21 protein-coding genes are annotated in these 21,031 nt (G+C 72.9%); 15 read left to right on the plus strand and 6 right to left on the minus strand.

What is annotated here, in order from left to right:
• On the minus strand, positions 1-741 hold a 741-nt coding region (locus J7I94_RS31485; RefSeq protein ID WP_215172617.1), incomplete at its 3' end, for a VOC family protein.
• A 237-nt stretch (positions 742-978) separates the two neighbouring features.
• Between J7I94_RS31485 and J7I94_RS31490 the strand changes: the two genes are divergently transcribed.
• The gene (locus tag J7I94_RS31490) at positions 979-1,830 is read left to right on the plus strand and encodes a sulfurtransferase (RefSeq protein WP_215172619.1); all 852 of its coding nucleotides are present in this window, start codon (positions 979-981) and stop codon (positions 1,828-1,830) included.
• 64 nt (positions 1,831-1,894) lie between these two features.
• Here the strand turns inward: J7I94_RS31490 and sepH are convergent, their stop codons facing one another.
• Positions 1,895-2,944, minus strand: coding sequence for a septation protein SepH (gene sepH / locus J7I94_RS31495; protein WP_215172622.1), 1,050 nt, complete (start codon positions 2,942-2,944; stop codon positions 1,895-1,897).
• 471 nt (positions 2,945-3,415) lie between these two features.
• On the opposite strand from sepH, the gene J7I94_RS31500 reads away from it, so the two are divergent.
• Positions 3,416-4,255: a hypothetical protein gene (locus tag J7I94_RS31500; RefSeq protein ID WP_215172624.1), complete on the plus strand. Its 840-nt coding sequence runs from the start codon at positions 3,416-3,418 to the stop codon at positions 4,253-4,255.
• Here J7I94_RS31500 and J7I94_RS31505 read toward each other — a convergent pair.
• Both J7I94_RS31505 and J7I94_RS31510 read right to left on the minus strand, forming a co-directional pair.
• Entirely contained in the window at positions 4,179-5,504 is a 1,326-nt protein-coding gene (locus J7I94_RS31505) for a D-arabinono-1,4-lactone oxidase (protein ID WP_215172626.1), read from the minus strand. The two genes, J7I94_RS31500 and J7I94_RS31505, sit on opposite strands and share 77 nt — an antisense overlap.
• The gene (locus J7I94_RS31510; protein WP_215172628.1) at positions 5,458-6,702 is read right to left on the minus strand and encodes an MFS transporter; all 1,245 of its coding nucleotides are present in this window, start codon (positions 6,700-6,702) and stop codon (positions 5,458-5,460) included. The genes J7I94_RS31505 and J7I94_RS31510 overlap by 47 nt, the downstream gene beginning before the upstream one ends.
• 172 nt (positions 6,703-6,874) lie before the next feature.
• Here J7I94_RS31510 and J7I94_RS31515 point away from each other — a divergent pair, with 172 nt between their 5' ends.
• Both J7I94_RS31515 and J7I94_RS31520 read left to right on the plus strand, forming a co-directional pair.
• Positions 6,875-8,002, plus strand: coding sequence for a ferrochelatase (locus J7I94_RS31515; RefSeq protein WP_215172630.1), 1,128 nt, complete (start codon positions 6,875-6,877; stop codon positions 8,000-8,002).
• A gap of 29 nt (positions 8,003-8,031) precedes the next feature.
• On the plus strand, positions 8,032-8,847 hold the full coding sequence (locus J7I94_RS31520; protein ID WP_215172686.1) for an inositol monophosphatase family protein: 816 nt from the start codon (positions 8,032-8,034) through the stop codon (positions 8,845-8,847).
• 95 nt (positions 8,848-8,942) lie between these two features.
• Here the strand turns inward: J7I94_RS31520 and J7I94_RS31525 are convergent, their stop codons facing one another.
• A complete protein-coding gene (locus J7I94_RS31525; protein WP_215172632.1) occupies positions 8,943-9,116 on the minus strand; it encodes a hypothetical protein in 174 nt (57 codons plus the stop codon).
• Positions 9,117-9,792: 676 nt separating this feature from the next.
• Between J7I94_RS31525 and J7I94_RS31530 the strand changes: the two genes are divergently transcribed.
• The 4 genes from J7I94_RS31530 (at position 9,793) to J7I94_RS31545 (ending at position 13,336) form a co-directional block, all read left to right on the plus strand.
• Positions 9,793-10,446 carry a response regulator transcription factor gene (locus J7I94_RS31530; protein ID WP_003993508.1) on the plus strand — a complete coding sequence of 218 codons (654 nt, stop codon included), beginning with the start codon at positions 9,793-9,795 and terminating at the stop codon, positions 10,444-10,446.
• A 6-nt stretch (positions 10,447-10,452) separates the two neighbouring features.
• Positions 10,453-11,682 carry a HAMP domain-containing sensor histidine kinase gene (locus J7I94_RS31535; protein ID WP_215172634.1) on the plus strand — a complete coding sequence of 410 codons (1,230 nt, stop codon included), beginning with the start codon at positions 10,453-10,455 and terminating at the stop codon, positions 11,680-11,682.
• A 423-nt stretch (positions 11,683-12,105) separates the two neighbouring features.
• Positions 12,106-12,402: a DUF4193 domain-containing protein gene (locus tag J7I94_RS31540; protein WP_003993510.1), complete on the plus strand. Its 297-nt coding sequence runs from the start codon at positions 12,106-12,108 to the stop codon at positions 12,400-12,402.
• Between the two features lie 13 nt (positions 12,403-12,415).
• A complete protein-coding gene (locus J7I94_RS31545; RefSeq protein WP_215172636.1) occupies positions 12,416-13,336 on the plus strand; it encodes a hypothetical protein in 921 nt (306 codons plus the stop codon).
• A 392-nt stretch (positions 13,337-13,728) separates the two neighbouring features.
• Here J7I94_RS31545 and J7I94_RS31550 read toward each other — a convergent pair whose 3' ends face one another.
• Positions 13,729-14,190 carry a DUF3093 domain-containing protein gene (locus J7I94_RS31550; protein WP_215172638.1) on the minus strand — a complete coding sequence of 154 codons (462 nt, stop codon included), beginning with the start codon at positions 14,188-14,190 and terminating at the stop codon, positions 13,729-13,731.
• Positions 14,191-14,256: 66 nt separating this feature from the next.
• Between J7I94_RS31550 and J7I94_RS31555 the strand changes: the two genes are divergently transcribed.
• From J7I94_RS31555 to J7I94_RS31585, 7 genes are all read left to right on the plus strand, one after another.
• Positions 14,257-14,841 (plus strand): PaaI family thioesterase, encoded by a 585-nt coding sequence (locus J7I94_RS31555; RefSeq protein WP_215172640.1) that lies wholly within the window; start codon positions 14,257-14,259, stop codon positions 14,839-14,841.
• Positions 14,838-15,389, plus strand: coding sequence for a dUTP diphosphatase (gene dut / locus J7I94_RS31560; protein ID WP_215172642.1), 552 nt, complete (start codon positions 14,838-14,840; stop codon positions 15,387-15,389). The genes J7I94_RS31555 and dut overlap by 4 nt, the downstream gene beginning before the upstream one ends.
• 1 nt (position 15,390) lies before the next feature.
• Complete coding sequence (locus tag J7I94_RS31565; RefSeq protein WP_215172644.1) at positions 15,391-16,143, plus strand: DUF3710 domain-containing protein; 753 nt, start codon at positions 15,391-15,393, stop codon at positions 16,141-16,143.
• 323 nt (positions 16,144-16,466) lie between these two features.
• Positions 16,467-19,013 carry a sensor histidine kinase KdpD gene (locus J7I94_RS31570; RefSeq protein WP_215172646.1) on the plus strand — a complete coding sequence of 849 codons (2,547 nt, stop codon included), beginning with the start codon at positions 16,467-16,469 and terminating at the stop codon, positions 19,011-19,013.
• On the plus strand, positions 19,010-19,693 hold the full coding sequence (locus tag J7I94_RS31575; RefSeq protein ID WP_215172648.1) for a response regulator: 684 nt from the start codon (positions 19,010-19,012) through the stop codon (positions 19,691-19,693). Before J7I94_RS31570 ends, J7I94_RS31575 begins: the two co-directional genes overlap by 4 nt.
• 61 nt (positions 19,694-19,754) lie before the next feature.
• Positions 19,755-20,153 (plus strand): OB-fold nucleic acid binding domain-containing protein, encoded by a 399-nt coding sequence (locus J7I94_RS31580; protein WP_215172650.1) that lies wholly within the window; start codon positions 19,755-19,757, stop codon positions 20,151-20,153.
• Between the two features lie 3 nt (positions 20,154-20,156).
• Positions 20,157-20,912: a DUF3159 domain-containing protein gene (locus J7I94_RS31585; RefSeq protein ID WP_215172652.1), complete on the plus strand. Its 756-nt coding sequence runs from the start codon at positions 20,157-20,159 to the stop codon at positions 20,910-20,912.
• Positions 20,913-21,031: the final 119 nt, after the last annotated feature.

Consider the following 21,031-nt stretch of genomic DNA (forward strand, 5'->3'; position numbering starts at 1 on the left):
CCCCCGCGCACCCTCCCCGACCGGCTCCAGCACATGCCCGCCCAGGCCGACGACCCGCGCCACCGCGTCGTCCACGTCGGCCGTCTCGAAGTACGTCACCCAGTGCGGCCCCCGGTCCCGGGGCAGGGCGTCGCCCACACCGCGGACATCGGCGACGGGCCGGCCGTCGACATGCAGGGTCACGTGGTCGGGGCCGGCGGCGGACCCCGCCTTCGGCGCGTGGCCGAACACGGTCGCGTAGAACGTGGCGACGCCCGCCGCCTCGTAGGTGATCAGCTCGTTCCAGGCGGGCGTGCCCGGGACCCCGGTGACGGCCGTGCCGAGGTGGGCCGCGGCCTGCCAGACGCCGAAGACGGCGCCGGCCGGGTCGGAGGCGATCAGCATCCGCCCGGCCTCGGCCGCGTCCAGCGGCCCCACGCCGATCGTGCCGCCGCACAGCCGGACGGCGCCGGCCGTCCGGTCCACGTCGTCGGAGGCCAGGTACGGCGTCCAGGCGACGGGCAGGTGCCGGTCCGGGGGCAGTTGTCCGAGGCCGGCCACCTCCCGTCCGTCGAGCAGGGCCCGTACGTAGGGGCCGAGCTGCTGGGGGCCCGGCCGGAACTCCCAGCCGAACAGCGCTCCGTAGAACTCCTGGGTGGCGTCCAGGCCGTGCACCATCAGGCTCACCCAGCACGGTGTGCCGGGCGGGCGCCGGGCGCGCCGGTCGCCATCGCGGCCGGTCCGTCCCCGTGACTCGGTCATCGTCGCTCTTCTCTCGGCCCCTCGCGGTGGCCGGTCGCTTCCGCACTGACGGACCCCGTGGCCGTACGGCATCGCGCCGGCTCGCTCCGCGCTGTCCGTTTCCGCACGCTGGTGGTCGGATGCCGATCGGCTGTACAGCATGTGCCCGATCCCGTACGCCTCGTGATCGAGGCTGCCCGGCGGGCAGGTTAACGCGACAACGACATGTCGGCCAGACGGTGCGTCAGGATGGTGGCCATGAACGCCATCATCTCCGCACCCGACCTCGCCGACGACCTCGCGGGCACCGACCCGCCGGTCCTGCTCGACGTCCGCTGGCAGCTCAGCGTGGCCAAGGCGGCCGGTGAGCCGCCGTTCGACGGCCGGGCCGAGTACGCGGCCGGTCACCTCCCCGGCGCGGTCTACGTCGACCTGGACCGGGAACTCGCCGCCCCGCCCGGGCCGGGCGGCCGGCACCCGCTGCCCGACCTCGCGGAGTTCGGCGCCGCGATGCGCCGGGCGGGCGTGTCGGCCCGGCGGCCGGTCGTCGTCTACGACGGCGGGCAGGGCTGGGCGGCGGCCCGTGCCTGGTGGCTGCTGCGCTGGACCGGCCACCCCGACGTGCGGGTCCTGGACGGCGGGCTGCCGGCCTGGCAGGGGCCGCTCGTGACCGACGCGCCGGTCCCCGCGCCCGGCGACTTCGAGCCGGCCCCGGCCGCTACCGGCCTGCTCGACGCGGACGGCGCCGCCGAACTGGCGCGCACCGGTCTGCTGCTGGACGCCCGCGCGGGGGAGCGCTACCGGGGCGAGGCCGAGCCGATCGACCCGGTCGGCGGGCACATCCCGGGCGCGGTGTCGGCCCCGACGGCCGAGAACGTCGCGGCGGACGGGCGGTTCCGGTCCGCCGGGGAACTCCGCGCCCGCTTCGCGGAACTGGGCGCCGCCGGGGACACCGAGGTCGGCGTGTACTGCGGGTCGGGCGTCTCCGCCGCGCACGAGGTGCTGGCCCTCGCGGTGGCGGGCATTCCGGCCGCGCTGTACGTGGGGTCGTGGTCGGAGTGGTCGGCGGACCCGCAGCGGCCGGTCGCCGTGGGACCGGACCCGCGCTGAAGGCACGGGTAAGGGCCGCTCTCCTGGAGAGCGGCTCTTGCCTATGGGCCGTACGGCAGCCCGTCTACTCCTGCTTCTTGCGCCGCGTCCCGAACACGATCTCGTCCCAGCTCGGGACCGCCGCCCGGCGCCCGGGCCGGACCCCGTCGGCCTCGGCCTGCCGGTCGGTGGAGCCGACCAGCCGGTCCCGGTGGCTGCCCACCGAACGCGGCATCAGCACATCGGCGTACGCGGAGCCCGCCCCGGCCGACGCGGCGGGGGCCGGGGGCTCCTCGGCCTCCGGTTCCTCGGCCGGCTCCTCCACGGGCTCGGGTGCGGCGGCCGGGCGCTCGGGCACGACCAGGTCGCCCCGGAAACTCGGCACCGCCTCAAGGAGGCTGGTCAGCGAGTCGCGCTCGCTCTCCTCGGCGACCGGCTCGGCCGACGGGGCCGGCAGGCCCGGCCGCTCGCGCTCCCGGTCGCCGGGCCGGTCCAGCGGCCGGTCGCGCGGCAGCCGGGCGATGCGCGGCACGAACGGGAAGCTCGGCTCGGGCGCGGCGAGGTCGTCGGACTCGCCGATCAGCGCGCGCGCCTCGTCGTCGACGGCCTGGACGAGCCGCCGGGGCGGGTCGTACGTCCAGCTCGCCGAGTGCGGTTCGCCCGCGACCAGGTAGACCAGCAGCACTTCCCAGGTGCCGTCGTCGCGGCGCCAGGAGTCCCACTGGACGGTGTCCTTGTCGGCGCCGCGCAGCAGCAGCCGCTCCTGGACGGCCTCGCCGAGCGGCGGACCGGAGTTCTCGCCGGGGCGGCGGACGGGTGTCTTGCGGGCCCGCTCGGCCATGAAGGCGCGCTCGGCTAGGACGGGTCCCTCGAACCGGCGGACCCGGTCGACGGGGATGCCGGCCATCTGGGCGACCTCTTCCGCGGTCGCGCCGGCTCGTATACGTGCCTGGATGTCGCGGGGGCGGAGATGGCTCTCCACCTCGATCTCGATCTGGCCGAGGCGAGGACGGTCGCCGCGTACGGCGGCGCGGAGGCGCTCGTCGATCGGAAGCGTGTACTCCGTCGCGTCGGCAGCCTTCAGCACCAGCCGTGTGCCGTCATTCGAGACGGCCACGACACGCAGTTCGGGCATGGGGACCTCCCGGGTGGTGCCTGCCGACGTCACGTGCGTCGCTGCTTCCGCTCTGTCGAGTGTGGCCTGCCCGGGTGCAGCCTGCCACAACCTTGCCGAGTTGCCCGGCGTGTCGGGCGAGGGCCCTGGATCGCCGTTATGGCACGGTTACCTATTCGCAACGCTAAGTGACCACTTTAGTCACCCAGTGCAACTAGCCCCCTCCCGGCGGTCCTTGCAGGCCCTGAACCCCCTGACGGGAGACCGGACCCAGGGCTCGCAACAGTACTCCATTCGGGCCACGCGCGTGGATCGGCGCGCCGCCCGACTTCCACCGGGAAGGGGCGCCCGGCCCCTTCCCGCCCGGTACCTGGACCTTTCGGGTGGCGTACTTCACGTAATCACCAGAAACGGAACTAAAGATTTCGCCTGTACGTCCCCCTCTCGTGCAGTTGTCGGCTCACGTTCGGAAAAGACAGGCAAGGTCCGGTGATGCGGGAAAGGTCCGTTGACGACGTCACGGAGAACAGCACCGAGGGCGACTCGGGCAGGCGGATCGACCTGAGCGTGCCCCAGGTCGCGGGCAGCGCCCTGGCGGCCGTGGTGGCCGCCAAGCTCGCCGCCTCCTTCGGGGTGTACGGCACGATCCTCGGCGCCGGTGTGGTCAGCGTCGTCGCCACCTGCGGCGGCACGCTCTTCCAGCACTTCTTCCGGCGTACCGGTGAGCAGTTGAAGGTCCGGCGCACCGCCGAGCAGCCCCGGGCGGCCGGCGGCCCGTCCCGCTCCGGGGAGTTCGGCGAGGGCACGGTCTACCGGGCGCGGGTCAGGAGCTGGCGGCGGCCGGTGGTCGCCGCGGCCGTCGTCTTCGGCGTCACCATGGGCGGCATCACGACCTACGAGCTGATCACCGGTCAGAACCTGAGCGGCGGCAGCAGTACGACGGTGAGCGACGCGCTCTCCGGCCACAGCGGCTCCTCCTCGGACTCCGGGGACTCGGGCGGCACGGGGGACGAGGACGGCTCCACGGCGTCGCCCGACCCGGGGGAGTCCACCGGCTCCGGTGCGGGCGGCACCCCGGCGGCCACCCCGTCCGGCTCGGCGGACGCGACCGACGACGGCACGTCCACGCCGGACGACGGCTCCGCGGCGGACGGCGGTACGACGACCTCCCCGACGCCCACGCCGAGCGCCACCGCCGGTCAGGACGACGCCGACGGCTCCGGCGACACCGCCGCCCAGGACCCCACCGCGTCGGCTACGGCCCCAGAATCCTCCGCAAGTGGTCGTTCCGGAACCGACGATCAGGGTCAAGACGATCCCGCAACGCCGTGAACTCACCGAAGCGCGGATACACCCGGGAGAGGTACTCCGCGTCCCGGGTGTGCAGCTTGCCCCAGTGCGGCCGGCCCTCGTGCGCGGTGAAAACACGCTCGGCGGCGGTGAAGTACGACCGGTAGGGCGTGCCGCGGAACATGTGGACGGCGATGTAGGCGCTGTCCCGGCCCGACGCGGTGGAGAGCGCGATGTCGTCGGCCGGGGCGGTGCGCACCTCGACCGGGAAGCTGATCCGCAGCCGGGAGCGGTCCACCATCGCCTTCAGCTCGCGCAGCGTCTCGACCACGGCCGCGCGCGGAACGGCGTACTCCATCTCCACGAAGCGCACCCGGCGCGGTGAGGTGAAGACCTTGTAGGGGATGTCCGTGTACGTACGCGCGGACAGGGCCCTGCTGGAGATCCGGGCGATCGCCGGGACCGTGGCGGGTACGGCGCGGCCGACCCAGTTGGCGGCCTGGAAGACGCCGTTGGAGAGGAACTCGTCCTCGTAGAAGCTCCGCAGCCGTCCCACCGGGCGCTCCGGGCCCGCGCTGCGGTTGTTGCGCTTGGTGTTGGTGTTCCCGGTGTGCGGGAACCAGTAGAACTCGAAGTGCTCGTTCTCCGTCCACAGTTCGTCGAACCGGGACAGGACCTGGTCCAGCGGCATCGGTTCCTCGCGCGCGGTGAGCAGGAAGAGCGGTTCCACGGCGAGGGTGAGGGCGGTGACGACGCCCAGCGCGCCGAGGCCGACGCGGGCGGCGGCGAAGACGTCCGGGTTCCGCTCCGCGGAGCAGGTGAGGACGGAGCCGTCGGCGGTGACCAGTTCCAGGGCCCGGATCTGGGCGGCGAGCGAGGCGGAGTCGCGGCCCGTGCCGTGGGTGCCGGTGGAGGTCGCCCCGGAGACGGTCTGCTCCATGATGTCGCCCATGTTGGCCAGCGACAGGCCCTCGCGCGCGAGGGCGAGGTTGAGCCGCCTGAGCGGTGTGCCGGCCTCCACCGTGACGGTCATCGCCTCCCGGTCGATGTGGCGGATGCCGGTCAGCAGGTCGGGGCGTATCAGCAGTCCGTCGGTGGCCGCTATCGACGTGAACGAGTGCCCGGTGCCCACGGCCTTGACCGGCAGTCCGTCCTCGGCGGCCCGGCGCACCGCCTCGGCCAGTTCCTCGGCCGAGGCGGGGGCGACCACCCGCGCGGGACGGGCGGAGACGGTGCCGCCCCAGTTACGCCAGGTGCCGTTCCTGCCGCTCACGCTCGCTGTGCTGCTCAACGATGCCTCCCCGACCCGCGGCCGGCCGCTCGAGCCGGCGGAACCCGAGGAAACCGACCGCCAGCGCGACGGCTCCGGCCACCGCCGGAACCCCGTACCCGGCACTCGCCCCCGCCGCGTCGATCACCCAGCCGCCGGCGGCGGAGCCGAGCGCGACGCCGACCGCGAGGCCGGTGCTCACCCAGGTCATGCCCTCGGTGAGCTGTGCGCGTGGTACGTGCTCTTCGATGAGGGACATCGTCGTGATCATCGTCGGAGCGATGGACAGGCCCGCAACGAACAGCGCCACGGCCAGAGACGGCAGGTTTCCGACCAGTAGGGGTGGGATCATACTCACGGCCATCGCGCAGACGCCCAGCAGCCAGCGGCGCGCGGGCGGTCCCGCGAAGCGCAGCAGCCCGAACACCATGCCCGCCACGCAGGACCCGGCCGCGTAGACGGCGAGGACCAGGCTCGCGGCGGCCTTGTGCCCCTCCTCCTCGGCGAAGGCCACGGTGACCACGTCGACCGACCCGAAGATCGCGCCGGTGGCCACGAAGGTGCCGACGAAGACCTGGAGCCCCTTGGAGCGCAGCGCGCTGCCGCCGCTGCCCCGGTCACGCGGATGCGGCGCGGGCTCGGTGGCGCGCTGCGCGGTCAGCCAGAAGACGCCGGCCGCCAGGAAGCAGGCGGCCAGCAGCGGCCCGGCCTCCGGGAACCAGGCCGTGGACAGGCCGATGGAGATGATCGGCCCGAAGATGAAGCAGACCTCGTCGACCACGGACTCGAAGCTGTACGCGGTGTGCAACTGGGGCGTGCCCCGGTACAGGGCCGCCCAGCGGGCCCGGACCATCGCGCCGAGGCTGGGCACACAGCCGATGCCGGCGCAGCACACGAACAGCACCCAGTCCGGCCACCGGGAGTGCGCGGCGAGCAGCAGCCCGGCCGCCGCGGCCAGCGAGACCAGGGTGGCGGGCCGCAGCACCCGCCGCTGCCCGTACTGGTCCACCAGCCGGGAGACCTGGGGGCCGCACAGCGCGGCGGCCAGCGCGATGGTGGCGGAGAGCGCCCCGGCCAGCCCGTACCGCCCGGTGAGCTGCGAGACCATGGTCACCACGCCGATGCCCATCATCGACAGCGGCATCCGGCCGAGGAAGCCCGCGGCGGAGAAGCCCTTGGAGCCGGGGGCGGCGAACAGGGCGCGGTAGGGGCTGGGCAACGGGGTCTCCGGGAAACGGCTCAGTAACGGCTCAGTGGGATCCGAGTAAGGTCCGAACGCAGTCGATACAGCTTACTGGGCGGGTGACCCGGGTGCACCCGTCCGGACCAGCCGGTACGGGGAACACCCCCGCCGTGGCCCCGTTGTCAGTGGGGGGTGGCAGGATCGAGACATGCCAGACGTGCTCGATGCCACCCCCTACGACGCCCTCCTCCTGCTCTCCTTCGGCGGCCCTGAAGGACCCGACGACGTCGTCCCGTTCCTGGAGAACGTGACGCGCGGCCGCGGCATCCCCAAGGAACGCCTGAAGGAGGTGGGCCAGCACTACTTCCTCTTCGGCGGGGTCAGCCCGATCAACGACCAGAACCGCGCCCTGCTGGACGCCCTGCGCAAGGACTTCGCCGAGCACGGCCTGGACCTGCCGGTCTACTGGGGCAACCGCAACTGGGCGCCCTACCTGACGGACACCCTGCGCGAGATGGTCCGCGACGGCCGCCGCCGCATCCTGGTCCTCGCCACCAGCGCGTACGCCTCCTACTCGGGCTGCCGCCAGTACCGCGAGAACCTCGCCGACGCCCTGGCCACCCTCCAGGAGGAGGGCCTGGAGCTGCCGAAGATCGACAAGCTGCGGCACTACTTCAACCACCCGGGCTTCGTCGAGCCGATGGCCGACGGCCTGGTGCAGTCGATCAACGACCTTCCCGAGGAGGTCCGCGACGGCGCCCAGATCGCCTTCACCACCCACTCCATCCCGACCTCCGCCGCCGACACCTCCGGCCCGGTGGAGGGGCACGGCGACGGCGGCGCCTACGTCCGCCAGCACCTGGACGTGGCCCAGGTGATCGCCGACGCGGTCCGCGAGCGCACCGGCATCGACCGGCCCTGGCAGCTCGTCTACCAGTCCCGTTCCGGCGCCCCGCACATCCCGTGGCTGGAGCCCGACATCTGCGACCACCTGGAGGAGCGGCACGCGGCCGGGGTCCCGGCCGTCGTCATGGCCCCCATCGGCTTCGTCTCCGACCACATGGAGGTCCTCTACGACCTCGACACGGAGGCCACGGCCAAGGCCGAGGAGCTGGGGCTGCCGGTGCGCCGGTCGGCCACCGTCGGCGCCGACCCGCGGTTCGCCGCCGCGATCCGCGACATGATCCTGGAGCGCGCCGCCGCCGAGCAGGGCCGCGGCGTCACGCCGTGCGCCCTGGGAGCGCTGGGCGCCAGTCACAACCTCTGCCCGGTGGGCTGCTGCCCGGCCCGCGCCCCCCGCCCCGCCGCCGCGGGCGCCGACAGCCCCTACGCGTGAGGAAGGCCGTGACCAGCCCTGTGACCGACGTGACCGACCCCCTGTACGCCGAGCTGTCGGAGACCGCCCGGGAGGCCGCCCGCCGCGCCGGTGAGCTGCTGCGGGACGGGCGCCCCGCCGACCTCGCGGTCGCCGCCACCAAGTCCAGCCCGATCGACGTGGTCACCGAGATGGACATCGCGGCGGAGAAGCTGATCACGACGCTGATCGCCGACCGCCGCCCGGACGACGGCTTCCTCGGCGAGGAGGGCGCCTCCGTCGAGGGCACCAGCGGCATTCGCTGGGTGATCGACCCGCTCGACGGCACGGTGAACTACCTCTACGGGCTGCCGACCTGGTCCGTCTCCATCGCCGCCGAGCAGGACGGCGAGACCGTCGCCGGAGTGGTCGCGGCGCCGATGCGCGGCGAGACGTACCACGCGATACGCGGCGGCGGGGCCTGGGCGACCGGCTCCTGGGACGGCGAGCGCCGGCTCACCTGCCGGCCCGCGCCGCCGCTGGACCAGGCCCTGGTCTCCACCGGGTTCAACTACGTCGCCGAGGTCCGCGCGCACCAGGCGGAGGTCGCCCGGCAGCTGATCCCGCGGCTGCGGGACATCCGGCGCGGCGGCTCGGCCGCGATCGACCTGTGCGACCTGGCCGCGGGCCGCCTCGACGGGTACTACGAGCGCGGTCTGCACCCCTGGGACCGTGCCGCCGGTGACCTCATCGCCCGGGAGGCGGGCGCGCTGACCGGCGGACGTCCCGGTGAGCGCCCGACGGACGACCTGACGGTCGCCGCCACCCCGGGCGTCTTCGAGCCCCTCCAGCGGCTCCTGGAGGAACTCGGCGCCTGGCACGACTGAGGCCGCCCGCTCCGACGGACGCACCGCACCCCCGGCGCTGGATTCGCCGGGGGTGCGGTGTCGTGCGGGCGCGGTCCTGCGAGCGCGCGGGGCGGTCAGCCGCTGGTCGCGGTGACCTCCACGCCGTGCTCGGCGGCGAGGCGGCGGAGGTCGTCCAGCTCGCCGAGTTCCACCTCGACGAGGAAGTCGTCCCCCTCGTCACGGGCCCGCGACAGGTCGGACTCGGTCGCCTTTATGCGCTGCAGAAGTCCTGTGGTGAAAGCGTCCATGCTGCGCCCCCTCGTCCTGGGTCGTGGGTCGATGGCACGGGGGTGTGCCGTTCGGAAGGGGCGATCACGTCTGCGACAGGTGCCCAGCGCCGCGCGGCCGGGCGGCGACGGTGCCGGACACCCGCGCCCGCCCTGCGGCGAAGGGTCGCCGCGTACCGCCGGTCGTGCGGTACGGGCAGAGCGTGATCGCGGGGTGTAAAGCCGTCCTCCCCCCGCTCCCTTCCGCGGAAACCTCAACCTTCCGAGAAAATCTCGCATTCCCGTTCGGACCGGCTTTCTCCCGGGCACCGGGGTCCCGGCCCGCCGGGCACCGCGGTCTGTGACCGCCGGATACCTCGGGCACCGCGGTCCGGGACCTGGACCGCCGAATCCCGCCGGGGGGGATACCGCCGGATACCGGCAGACACCGGCGGGCATCGCAGGGTGCCGCGGGAGAGCCGCCGAACACCGTCCGGCACCCCCGCCGAATTGCCGGCGGACACTCCTGGCCACCGCCGAGCACCGCCCGGCATCCCGTCGAGCACTGCCTGGCCCCGCCCGGCCCCGTCGGCCCCGCTCCCGCCTTACAGCCGACTTATAGCCGAAAAGGGCAGGATGGAGGTCAACACACCCACCAGACCCCTGCCCGCGTGCGCCCGCCAGGCGCGGCCGGGCGGACACAGGAAGGACAAGCGACGTGCGCGTACTCGTCGTCGAGGACGAGCAGCTGCTCGCCGATGCGGTGGCCACCGGACTGCGCCGGGAGGCCATGGCCGTCGACGTCGTGTACGACGGTGCGGCCGCTCTCGAGCGCATCGGCGTCAACGACTACGACGTGGTCGTCCTCGACCGCGACCTCCCCCTCGTCCACGGCGACGACGTCTGCCGCAAGATCGTCGAGCTCGGCATGCCCACGCGCGTGCTGATGCTCACGGCCTCCGGTGACGTCAGCGACCGGGTCGAGGGGCTGGAGATCGGCGCCGACGACTATCTGCCCAAGCCCTTCGCGTTCAGTGAGCTGATCGCCCGGGTCCGGGCCCTCGGCCGGCGCACCAGCGTGCCCCTGCCGCCGGTCCTGGAGCGCGCCGGGATCAAGCTCGACCCCAACCGCCGCGAGGTCTTCCGCGACGGCAAGGAGGTGCAGCTCGCGCCCAAGGAGTTCGCCGTCCTGGAGGTGCTCATGCGCAGCGAGGGCGCGGTCGTCTCCGCCGAGCAGCTCCTGGAGAAGGCCTGGGACGAGAACACCGACCCGTTCACCAACGTCGTCCGGGTGACCGTGATGACCCTGCGCCGCAAGCTCGGCGAGCCCCCGGTGATCGTCACCGTGCCCGGCTCCGGCTACCGGATCTGATCGGCCGTGGCTGCGTCCCCCGCGCCCCCGCAGGCGCCTCCGAAACCCACCTGGGACCCCCCGTCGGCCGCCCCTTTCCCCTGGCTGCGCCCCACCATCCGGATAAGGCTCACGCTGCTGTACGCCGGCATGTTCCTGATCGCGGGCATCGTGCTGCTGTCGATCATCTACCTGCTGGCGGCCCAGGCCCTGGACGTGGGCAGCGATCTGCCGTTCAAGATCACCTCGGGCAGTGTCACCAGCGACACCTGCAACCTGCCCACCAACGCGGTGCCCGAAGTGTTCAACTCCGCGATGAACGACTGCGTCAACGAGCAGCGCCAGCACGCCTTGGACAGCCTGCTCAGCCGCTCGCTGCTGGCCCTGCTGGGCCTGGCCGTGATCGCCTTCGCGTTCGGCTTCGCCATGGCCGGCCGGGTCCTGCTGCCGCTGGGCCGCATCACCCGCACCGCGCGCGCGGTGGCGGGCTCCGACCTGTCCCGCCGGATCGAGCTGGACGGCCCGGACGACGAGCTCAAGGAGCTGGCGGACACCTTCGACGAGATGCTGGAGCGCCTCCAGCGGGCGTTCACCGCACAGCAGCGCTTCGTCGGCAACGCCTCGCACGAACTGCGCACCCCGCTGGCGATCAACCGCACGCTTCTGGAGGTGCACCTGTCGGACCCCGGCGCCCCGGTGGAGCTCCAGCAGCTCGGCAAGACCCTGCTGGCCACCAACGAGCGCAGCGAGCAGCTCGTCGAGGGCCTGCTGCTGCTCGCCCGCAGCGACAACCAGATCGTGGAGCGCAAGCCCGTGGACCTCGCCGAGGTCGCGACCCAGGCCGTCGACCAGACGCTGGCCGAGGCCGAGGCCAAGGGCGTCGAACTGCGCGGGCAGCGCGCGCCCGCCGTAGTCCAGGGCAACGGCGTCCTGCTGGAGCGCATCGCCCTGAACCTGGTGCAGAACGCCGTGCGGTACAACATCGCCGAGGGCGGCTGGGTCGAGGTCACCACCGAGGTGGAGCACGGCCAAGCGGTCCTCGTGGTGACGAACACCGGCCCGGTGGTGCCGGCGTACGAGATCGACAACCTCTTCGAGCCGTTCCGGCGGCTGCGCACCGAGCGGACCGGCAGCGACAAGGGCGTCGGCCTCGGGCTGTCCATCGTCCGTTCCGTGGCCCGGGCACACGGCGGTCACATCTACGCCCAGCCGCGCGAGGGAGGTGGACTCGTGATGAGGGTGACCCTGCCGGTCTGAGACGGAGCGCCGATCTGAGATCATGACGCCGATCACTGTTCCGAGGTCCGGGCTTGTTCGCTTTGCGCGGAATTTTCGGACCGAGGCTCCGGTGCTCGCCTGTGTGATCGATCACAGCGGCGCTTTTCCGGCCATCCACTCTCCGTGGCCAAGAACTCTGCCGGAAAGCCGGGAAAGTCCGGGTTTTCAGGGGTCTTGATCACGGGAAGTACACGGTGAGACGCCTTTGGCGTGCGGTATTCGGACCGTGTACGGTCCCCATCGCCATCCAAGCCGATCACTCGAGCGGAGTCCGGTTGGGTGTCGATTGAGTAACAGACCTTGATGTGAGGCAAAATCTCCGCCTCGGGTCGGGCACAAGTCCGGCCTCTCACGCGTTACGTGCGCTGGAGACACCGCAGACACCCAGAGGGGGAGAGCGACATGGCAACCGATTACGACACTCCACGCAAGACCGACGACGACGTCGACTCGGACAGCCTCGAAGAGCTGAAGGCTCGCCGGAACGACAAGTCGGCTTCCGCCGTGGACGTCGACGAGTTCGAGGCCGCCGAAGGCCTCGAGCTTCCCGGAGCCGACCTCTCGAACGAGGAGCTGGCAGTCCGAGTACTGCCCAAGCAGCAGGACGAGTTCACTTGCATGAGCTGCTTCCTGGTGCACCACCGCAGCCAGCTGGCCCGGGAGAAGAACGGCCAGCCGATCTGCCGCGACTGCGACTGAGGCGGGGTCGGCCGTGACTGGCTCGACCCCTCCCTGGAAGCGCCGCTTCTCCCAGCGGGGAGCGGACCAAGGGCCGTCCGACGGCCCCCACCGCGCGCGTGACGACGAGCGAGGCCCGACCCTCCCGGGGACGGCCTCGCTCGAACCGGCTGCCGACCGGACTGACCTCCCGGTGCCGGTGCCGACCGAGGTGCCCGCTGCCCGACGCCGGGCGGCGGTGCTCCGGCAGAAGGCGACAGCGGGTGCCCGCAAGGGCGGCGACCGTGCCAGGGCTGCCCTGGCGCACCTCGCCGACCGCGTCATCGAGATCGCCCCGCGGGTCCCGGTACGGGACCTGGCGACGCTCCGTCGTCAGTTCCCCGGCCTCGGGCCCGAGGAACTGGCCGACCGGCTGGTGGCCGGTGCCACCAAGGCCACGGCCACCGTCGGCGCGGGCGTCGGCGCGGCGGCGATGCTGCCCGTGCCGCCGGCCATGCCCACCGAGCTGGCCGCGGAGGTGACCGGCGTCGCGGCCATCGAGCTGAAGCTGATCGCCGAACTCCACGAGGTCTACGGCGTACGCCCGCCCGGCGGCCTCAGCCGGCGCAGCACCGCGTACCTGAACGCCTGGTCGGACGAGCGCGGCATCGACGTGACCAAGCCGTCGACGTTCGGCACGGCCATGAACGGCCACCTGAAGCGCCAGCTGCGCCAGCAGATCATGAAGCGGATGGTGCGCAACCTGCCCAACCTGATGCCGTTCATGGTCGGAGCCGCCGTCGGCGCGGTCATGAACCGCCGCGACACCCACAAGCTCGCCGCCCGCGTCCGCGCCGACCTGCGCAAGCACCAGGTGCCCTGGGAGGAACTGCCCGCCCTGCCGGCCCTGGAGATGCCCGAGGACGCGCTGGAACTGGACGGCCGGGAGTGGCGGGGCGACGAGGAAGGCCGCTGACGGCGAGGGCCGGGAGCGGCGTTGCGGAAGGCCGCTGAGCACGCGGGCCCGGAGCGGCGCGGCGGGAAAGGCGGCTGATCACGCGGGCCCGGAGCGGCGTTGCGGGAAGGCCGCGGATGGTGGCGGCCGGGAGCGGCGCAGTAAGAAGGGCTGCTGAATCACCTGGGCCGAGGGCGGCGCAGCAGGAAGGGTCGCTGATCACCCAGGCCAGGAGTGACGCGAGGGGAAGGCCACTGACGGCGGCGGTCCGGAGTGGCGCGGCGGGGGAGGTCGCTGGTCACGCACGCCCGTAGCGGCGCCGCAGCCAAGGTGCTGACCACGTGCGCCCGGAGCGGTGCGGTCGGAGAGGCCGGGGTGGCCGAAGAGGGGTGTGGTCCGGGAAGGGCCGCCGGCTACGCGGCCGCCTTCGCCGCCTCCAGTGCCTCGGCCAGCCGCTCGGGCTCGCGGGTCGACAGGTACAGGTACGGCGTCGGGTCGTCGGGGTCGGTGACCTCGACGCGCAGCGCCGTGGGGATGTAGGCGCGCAGCAGCAGGAAGGCGCGGGTGTCGGCCTTGTACGTGCGCCAGGCACGGGCCTCCTCCGCGTCCATCACCGTCGCCTCGCCCAGCGCCGTGACCGGGATCTTCGCGTCGCCCGCGATCAGCGAGCCGCCCACGACCCGGATGCGGACCGAGCCGTACGAACTGGCGACGACCGCCGCCGCGGCCGTGCCGCAGGCCAGGCCGCCGAGGATCGGGAGCGTGCCGAAGGGCACCAGGACGATGGCGATCGCGAGACCCACCAGGAAGCACAGCAGCCACGAGGAGCGGGGCGTGGTGAGACGTTCTTCGTACGGGGCGGCGGAGAGCTGCATGGAGCCAAGCTTGGCACGGGTTCGCGGCGGGGCCGCAGCCAGGTCGGACAGGTAAGGTCTGCGCCTGTGAGTGGTACTTCCCCGGCCCTTCAGCCCCCCGTCGACGCGGTGAAACCCGTACGGCACCCCGACGCGCCCGCCCCCGGCGAGCTGCTCGGCGCGCATTACGGACAGTGCTTCGGCTGCGGCGGCGACCAGCCCCACGGACTGCATCTGGCGGCGCGGGCCGGCGAGGGCGTGACGATCACCGCGGAGTTCACCGTCCAGCCCGCCCACCAGGGCGCCCCCGGCCTCGCGCACGGCGGGGTGCTGGCCAGCGCCCTGGACGAGACCCTCGGCTCGCTCGGCTGGCTGCTGCGCACGATCGCGGTGACCGGACGGCTGGAGACCGACTTCCTGCTGCCCGTGCCGGTCGGCACCACCCTCCACCTGGCGGCCGAGGTGACCGCGGTGGCCGGCCGCAAGATCTACTCCACCGCCACCGGCCGGATCGGCGGCCCCGACGGCCCCGTCGCGGTCCGCGCGGACGCCCTCTTCGTCGAGGTCGAGGTCGAACACTTCACCGACCACGGCCGCCCCGAGGAGATCCGGGCCGCGCTGGACGACCCGGACCAGGTGCGCCGGGCGCGCGCCTTCGAGGTGAACCCGTGAGCCGCGCCCCGCTGGAGGTCCTGCTCCGGCGCGTCGATCCGGACGTACCGCTTCCGACGTACGCGCACCCCGGCGACGCCGGCGCGGATCTGCGGACCACCGTCGCCTGCGAGCTGGCGCCCGGCGAGCGGGCCGTCCTGCCCACGGGCGTGTCTGTGGCCCTGCCGGAGGGGTACGCGGCCTTCGTGCACCCCCGTTCCGGCCTCGCGGCCCGCTGCGGTGTCGCCCTCGTGAATGCCCCGGGGACGATTGATGCCGGGTACCGTGGGGAGATCAAGGTGATCGTGGTGAATCTCGACCCGCGTGAGGCCGTGCGGTTCGAGCGCTTCGACCGGATTGCCCAACTGGTCGTCCAGCAGGTCGAGAGGGTCCGCTTCCGCCAGGTCGCGGAACTTCCCGATTCGGCACGGGCCGAGGGGGGCTTCGGGTCCACCGGCGGACACGCCGGAGCGGACCCGGCAAGCGGCACAAGCGGTCGGGCCGTCGAAGGCGGTCCGACGGGTGGGAATCGATACGCTTCGGTCGTATCCGACCGGGAAGGACAGTGACGTGTTCGGACGTCGCAAGAAGAAGGGTGCCGCCGAGGACGCGGCCGGCGAGGCCGAGCAGGTCGTCGACAGCGTCGACACCGAGGCGGACGACGAGGGCACCCGCGTACGGCTGGAGCCGGAGCCGCGGCCCGACGGGCCGTGGGACAGCACCGAGGTCCGTGACCCGGCCGAGGGCCGGGTGGACCTGGGCGGCCTGTTCGTGCCCGGCGTCGACGGCATGGAACTGCGGGTGGAGGTCGCGGGCGACGCGATCGTCGCGGCCACCGTCGTGCTGCGCGACAGCGCCATCCAGCTCCAGGCGTTCGCCGCCCCCAAGCGCGAGGGCATCTGGGGCGAGGTCCGCGAGGAGATCGCCACCGGGATCACCCAGCAGGGCGGCATCATCGACGAGGTCGAGGGCCCCCTCGGCTGGGAGCTGCGGGCCCAGGTGCCGGTCAAGCTGCCGGACGGCACCGGCGGCTTCCAGGTCGTGCGGTTCGTCGGCGTGGACGGCCCCCGCTGGTTCCTGCGCGGGGTGATCTCCGGGCAGGGCGCGGTGCAGCCGCAGGCGGCGGGTCTGCTGGAGCAGATCTTCCGGGACACGGTCGTGGTCCGCGGCGAGGGTCCGATGGCCCCCCGCGACCCCATCGTCCTGAAGCTGCCGAACGACGCGCAGATGGTCCCCGAGGGCGTCCAGCAGGAAGAGGGCTCCCGCTTCGCCGGCGGCATGGGCCAGCTCCAGCGCGGACCGGAGATCACCGAGGTCCGCTGACCGACGTGGCGCGCGGGGCGGCAGCCCACGCGCGCGTGGAGGGGCCGCGTGCCCGGCTGGGCACAGAGAGGCCGCGTACCCCGCCGGACATGGAGGGCCGCGTACCCCGCCCGGGGTACGCGGGCGGGGTACGCGGCCCTTCGTCGTTGACGGAGGGACACGTCTCCGTGCTGTTGACGGCGGGGCCCGCCCCCGCGTCAGAGTTGCGTCAAAGACGCCTCAGGCGCCGCGATCCGTCCGATTCGCCCCGGTCGCCGGTCGTAGGGTCGACGCTGCGCGGGCAGCGGCACGGCGGCCGGCGGGCGGCGGAAGACAATGAGGACATGGGACGCGGCAGGCTTCGGATCTACCTCGGCGCGGCGCCGGGCGTCGGCAAGACGTACGCCATGCTGTCCGAGGCGCACCGGCGGGTGGAGCGCGGCACCGACTGCGCCGTGGCCTTCGTGGAGCACCACGGCCGTCCGCGCACCGAGGTGATGCTGCGCGGCCTGGAGCAGGTGCCGCGCCGGACGGTGGAGTACCGCGGCACGCTCTTCGAGGAGATGGACCTGGACGCGGTGCTGGCCCGGCGACCCCGGGTGGCCCTGGTGGACGAGCTGGCCCACACCAACGTCCCCGGTGTGCGCAACGCCAAGCGCTGGCAGGACGTGGAGGAACTGCTGGCCGCCGGGATCGACGTCGTCTCCACCGTCAACATCCAGCACCTGGAGTCGCTCGGCGACGTGGTCGAGTCCATCACCGGGGTACGGCAGCGGGAGACCGTGCCGGACGAGGTGGTGCGCCGCGCCGACCAGATCGAGCTGGTCGACATGGACCCCGAAGCGCTGCGCCGCCGCATGGCGCACGGCAACGTCTACCAGCCCGACAAGGTCGACGCGGCCCTGTCGAACTACTTCCGCCCCGGCAACCTCACCGCCCTGCGGGAGCTGGCCCTGCTGTGGGTGGCCGACCGGGTCGACGCGTATCTGAAGCAGTACCGCAGCGATCACCGGGTGTCGCGGATCTGGGGCTCCCGGGAGCGGATCGTGGTCGGCCTGACCGGCGGTCCCGAGGGCCGGACGCTGATCCGGCGGGCCGCGCGCCTCGCGGAGAAGGGCGCCGGCGGCGAGGTGCTCGCCGTCTACATAGCCCGCAGCGACGGGCTGACCTCCGCCTCCCCGAAGGAACTGGCGGTGCAGCGCACCCTGGTCGAGGACCTCGGCGGAACGTTCCACCACGTGGTCGGCGACGACATACCGGCCGCCCTGCTGGACTTCGCGCGCGGGGTCAACGCCACCCAGATCGTGCTGGGCTCCTCCCGCCGCAAGACCTGGCAGTACGTCTTCGGCCCCGGCGTAGGCGCCACGGTCGCCCGCGAGTCGGGACCCGACCTCGACGTGCACATCGTCACCCACGAGGAGGTCGCCAAGGGCCGCGGACTGCCCGTGGCCCGCGGGGCCAGGCTGGGCCGGTGGCGGCTGCTGTGGGGCTGGCTCGCCGGCATCGGCGGTCCGCTGCTGCTGACGCCCGTGCTGGACAGCGTCCACCTCGGCCTCGCCAACGACGTCCTGCTCTACCTGGCGCTCACCGTCGCCGCGGCGCTGCTGGGCGGGCTCTACCCGGCGCTCGCCTCGGCCGCGGTCGGCTCGCTGCTGCTGAACTGGTTCTTCACCCCGCCGGTCAGCCGCATCACCATCTCCGACCCCAAGAACATCCTGGCGCTGGCGATATTCGTCGGCGTCGCCGTCTCCGTCGCCTCGGTCGTCGACCTGGCGGCCCGGCGCACCCACCAGGCGGCCCGGCTGCGCGCCGAGTCCGAGATCCTCTCCTTCCTCGCCGGTGACGTGCTGCGCGGCGAGACCAGCCTGGAGGCGCTGCTGGAACGGGTCCGGGAGACCTTCGGACTGGAGTCGGCCGCCCTGCTGGAGCGCGAGAGCGACGTGGCGCCCTGGACCTGCGCCGGCCGGGCCGGCCAGGGACCGCCCGTCGAACGCCCCGAGGACGCGGACGTGGACATGCCGGTCGGCGACCACATGGCGCTGGCGCTGACCGGCCGGGTCCTGCCCGCCGAGGACCGCCGGGTGCTCGCCGCCTTCGCCGCCCAGGCCGCCGTCGTACTGGACCGGCGGCGGCTGCGCGAGGAGGCCGACCAGGCCCGCACGCTGGCCGAGGGCAACCGCATCCGCACCGCCCTGCTGGCCGCCGTCAGCCATGACCTGCGGACCCCGCTGGCCGGGATCAAGGCGGCCGTCTCCAGTCTGCGCTCCGACGACGTGGCGTGGTCGGAGGAGGACCAGGCCGAGCTGCTGGAGGGCATCGAGGAGGGCGCCGACCGCCTCGACCACCTGGTGGGCAACCTGCTCGACATGTCCCGGCTCCAGACCGGCACGGTCACCCCGCTGATCCGCGAGATCGACCTCGACGAGGTGGTGCCGATGGCCCTGGTCGGGGTCGCCGAGGCCGACGTGGAGGCGGACATCCCCGAGACGCTGCCCATGGTCGCCGTCGACCCCGGGCTGCTGGAGCGGTCGGTGGCCAACCTCGTCGAGAACGCCGTCAAGTACAGCCCGCCCGGCGCCGGCGTCCTGGTCGCCGCCAGCGCCCTCGGGGACCGGGTCGAGGTCCGGATCGTCGACCGGGGGCCCGGCGTGCCGGACGAGGCCAAGGACCGCATATTCGAACCCTTCCAGCGGTACGGGGACGCCCCGCGCGGCGCCGGGGTCGGGCTCGGCCTGGCCGTGGCCCGCGGCTTCGCCGAGGCCATGGGCGGCACCCTCGACGCGGAGGACACCCCCGGCGGCGGCCTCACCATGGTCCTCACGGTGCGCGCGGCGGGACCGGCCGCTCGACCTCGTAGTGCTTCCCCAGCAGAAAGGCAGGCTGCCCGATGACCCGGGTGCTCGTGATCGACGACGAGCCGCAGATCGTGCGTGCCCTCGTGATCAACCTCAAGGCGCGCCAGTACGAGGTCGACGCCGCCCACGACGGCGCCACCGCCCTCCAGCTCGCCGCCGCCCGCCACCCCGACGTGATCGTCCTCGACCTGGGCCTGCCCGACATGGACGGCGTCGACGTGATCAAGGGGCTGCGCGGCTGGACCCGGGTGCCCATCCTGGTGCTGTCCGCCCGGCACTCCTCCGACGAGAAGGTGGAGGCGCTGGACGCGGGCGCCGACGACTACGTCACCAAGCCCTTCGGCATGGACGAACTGCTGGCCCGGCTGCGGGCCGCGGTCCGCCGGGCCGAGCCGGTGCCGGGCGGCACGGACGAGGTGATCGTGGACACGGGCGGCTTCAGCGTCGACCTGGCCGCCAAGAAGGTCGTCCGGGGCGGGAAGGACGTACGGCTGACCCCCACCGAATGGCATCTGCTGGAGGTGCTGGTGCGCAACACCGGCCGTCTTGTCAGCCAGAAACAGCTGCTTCAGGAGGTGTGGGGGCCGTCGTACGGCACGGAGACGAACTATCTGCGCGTCTACATGGCGCAGCTGCGCCGCAAGCTGGAGGCGGACCCCGCCCACCCGCGGCACTTCGTCACCGAGCCCGGCATGGGATACCGGTTCGAGAAGTGAGCGTTCCGGCTGCCTCCCCGGCGGCTGCGTGGCTGTCGGCGCGTCCCGGTACGCTTCAGGTATGAGCGCTGTTCCTCGTCCCGACAAGCCGGTGGGCCGTTTCCGGCGCATGTTCGACCGGCTCTCCTCCTCGCAGGAGGACCTGGAGTCGGAGGAGCTGCGGGAGGACGCGGAGACCACCGGCTGCACCCGCATCGGCGACTGCCAGGACCGGCAGATCGTCTCGGTTACTGGTACCTTGCGCACGGTCACGCTGCGCCCTCGGGCGGGAGTCCCGGCGCTGGAGGCCGAGTTGTTCGACGGCTCCGCGGCTTTGGACGTCGTGTGGCTGGGCAGGCGTTCCATCACGGGCATAGAACCGGGACGCAAGCTCATCGCATCGGGCCGGATCTCCATGAGCCGGGGCCGCCGGGTGCTGTTCAACCCCAAGTACGAACTGCGACCCCTCGGACGGGAGTAGCCGGTGACGTCCCTCGACAAGCCGACTGAGGACATTGAGGACACGGGAGCGGACGACGCGCGGGCGGTGACGGAGGCCGCCCTCTTCGAAGCCTTCGGCGGCGTGCGGGGCATGATCGAGACGGTTCTGCCGGGTCTGCTCTTCGTCACGATCTACACGGTCAACAAGGACCTGCGCATGTCGGCGATCGCCGCGCTGGCCGTGTCGGTCGTGCTGGTCGTGGTCCGCCTGGCGATGAAGGGCACCGTCAAGCACGCCTTCAGCGGTGTCTTCGGGGTGGCCTTCGGCGTCGTCTTCGCGATGATGACCGGCAACGCCAAGGACTTCTACCTCCCCGGCATGCTCTACACGTGCGCGCTGGGGCTGGCGTACATCATCACGACGCTCGCCGGTGTCCCGCTGATCGGCCTGATCCTCGGCCCGGTCTTCAAGGAGAACCTCTCCTGGCGCACCCGCAACCCGGGCCGCAAGAAGGCGTACGCCAAGGCCAGCTGGGCCTGGGGGCTGATCCTGCTCGCCAAGTGCGCGATCCTCTTCCCGCTGTACTGGTGGGCGGACACCACGCAGCTCGGCTGGGTCCTGGTGGCCCTGAAGATCCCGCCCTTCCTGCTCGCCGTCTGGCTGACCTGGGTCTTCCTGGCGAAGGCGCCCGCGCCGATCGACGTGTTCGCGGAGATGGAGGCTGCGGAGAAGGCCGAGGAGGCGGAGCGGGCCGCCCTCGGCACGCATCCCGAGGGCGGCCGCCACCGCAAGGGGTGACGACAGCGCCCCGTGAGGGGCGCGGGGCTGTGTCGGATATGCGGCTCCGCCGCGTGGGCGACCAGCCACGACGCACCCGCGACTGACGTAATACCGCAGGCCGGGGGCGCCCGGAGCAT

Origin of the sequence: Streptomyces sp. ISL-12 (assembly GCF_018614415.1) — a bacterium.
GTDB lineage: Bacteria > Actinomycetota > Actinomycetes > Streptomycetales > Streptomycetaceae > Streptomyces.

Coding starts and splice junctions, on each gene's coding strand:
- J7I94_RS31515 (WP_215172630.1), top strand. CDS start 6,875: ATGCCAGACGTGCTCGATGCCACCCCCTACGACGCCCTCCTCCTGCTC.
- sepH (WP_215172622.1), bottom strand. CDS start 2,944: ATGCCCGAACTGCGTGTCGTGGCCGTCTCGAATGACGGCACACGGCTG.
- J7I94_RS31570 (WP_215172646.1), top strand. CDS start 16,467: ATGGGACGCGGCAGGCTTCGGATCTACCTCGGCGCGGCGCCGGGCGTC.
- J7I94_RS31500 (WP_215172624.1), top strand. CDS start 3,416: ATGCGGGAAAGGTCCGTTGACGACGTCACGGAGAACAGCACCGAGGGC.
- J7I94_RS31540 (WP_003993510.1), top strand. CDS start 12,106: ATGGCAACCGATTACGACACTCCACGCAAGACCGACGACGACGTCGAC.
- J7I94_RS31550 (WP_215172638.1), bottom strand. CDS start 14,190: ATGCAGCTCTCCGCCGCCCCGTACGAAGAACGTCTCACCACGCCCCGC.
- J7I94_RS31490 (WP_215172619.1), top strand. CDS start 979: ATGAACGCCATCATCTCCGCACCCGACCTCGCCGACGACCTCGCGGGC.
- J7I94_RS31580 (WP_215172650.1), top strand. CDS start 19,755: ATGAGCGCTGTTCCTCGTCCCGACAAGCCGGTGGGCCGTTTCCGGCGC.
- J7I94_RS31525 (WP_215172632.1), bottom strand. CDS start 9,116: ATGGACGCTTTCACCACAGGACTTCTGCAGCGCATAAAGGCGACCGAG.
- J7I94_RS31575 (WP_215172648.1), top strand. CDS start 19,010: ATGACCCGGGTGCTCGTGATCGACGACGAGCCGCAGATCGTGCGTGCC.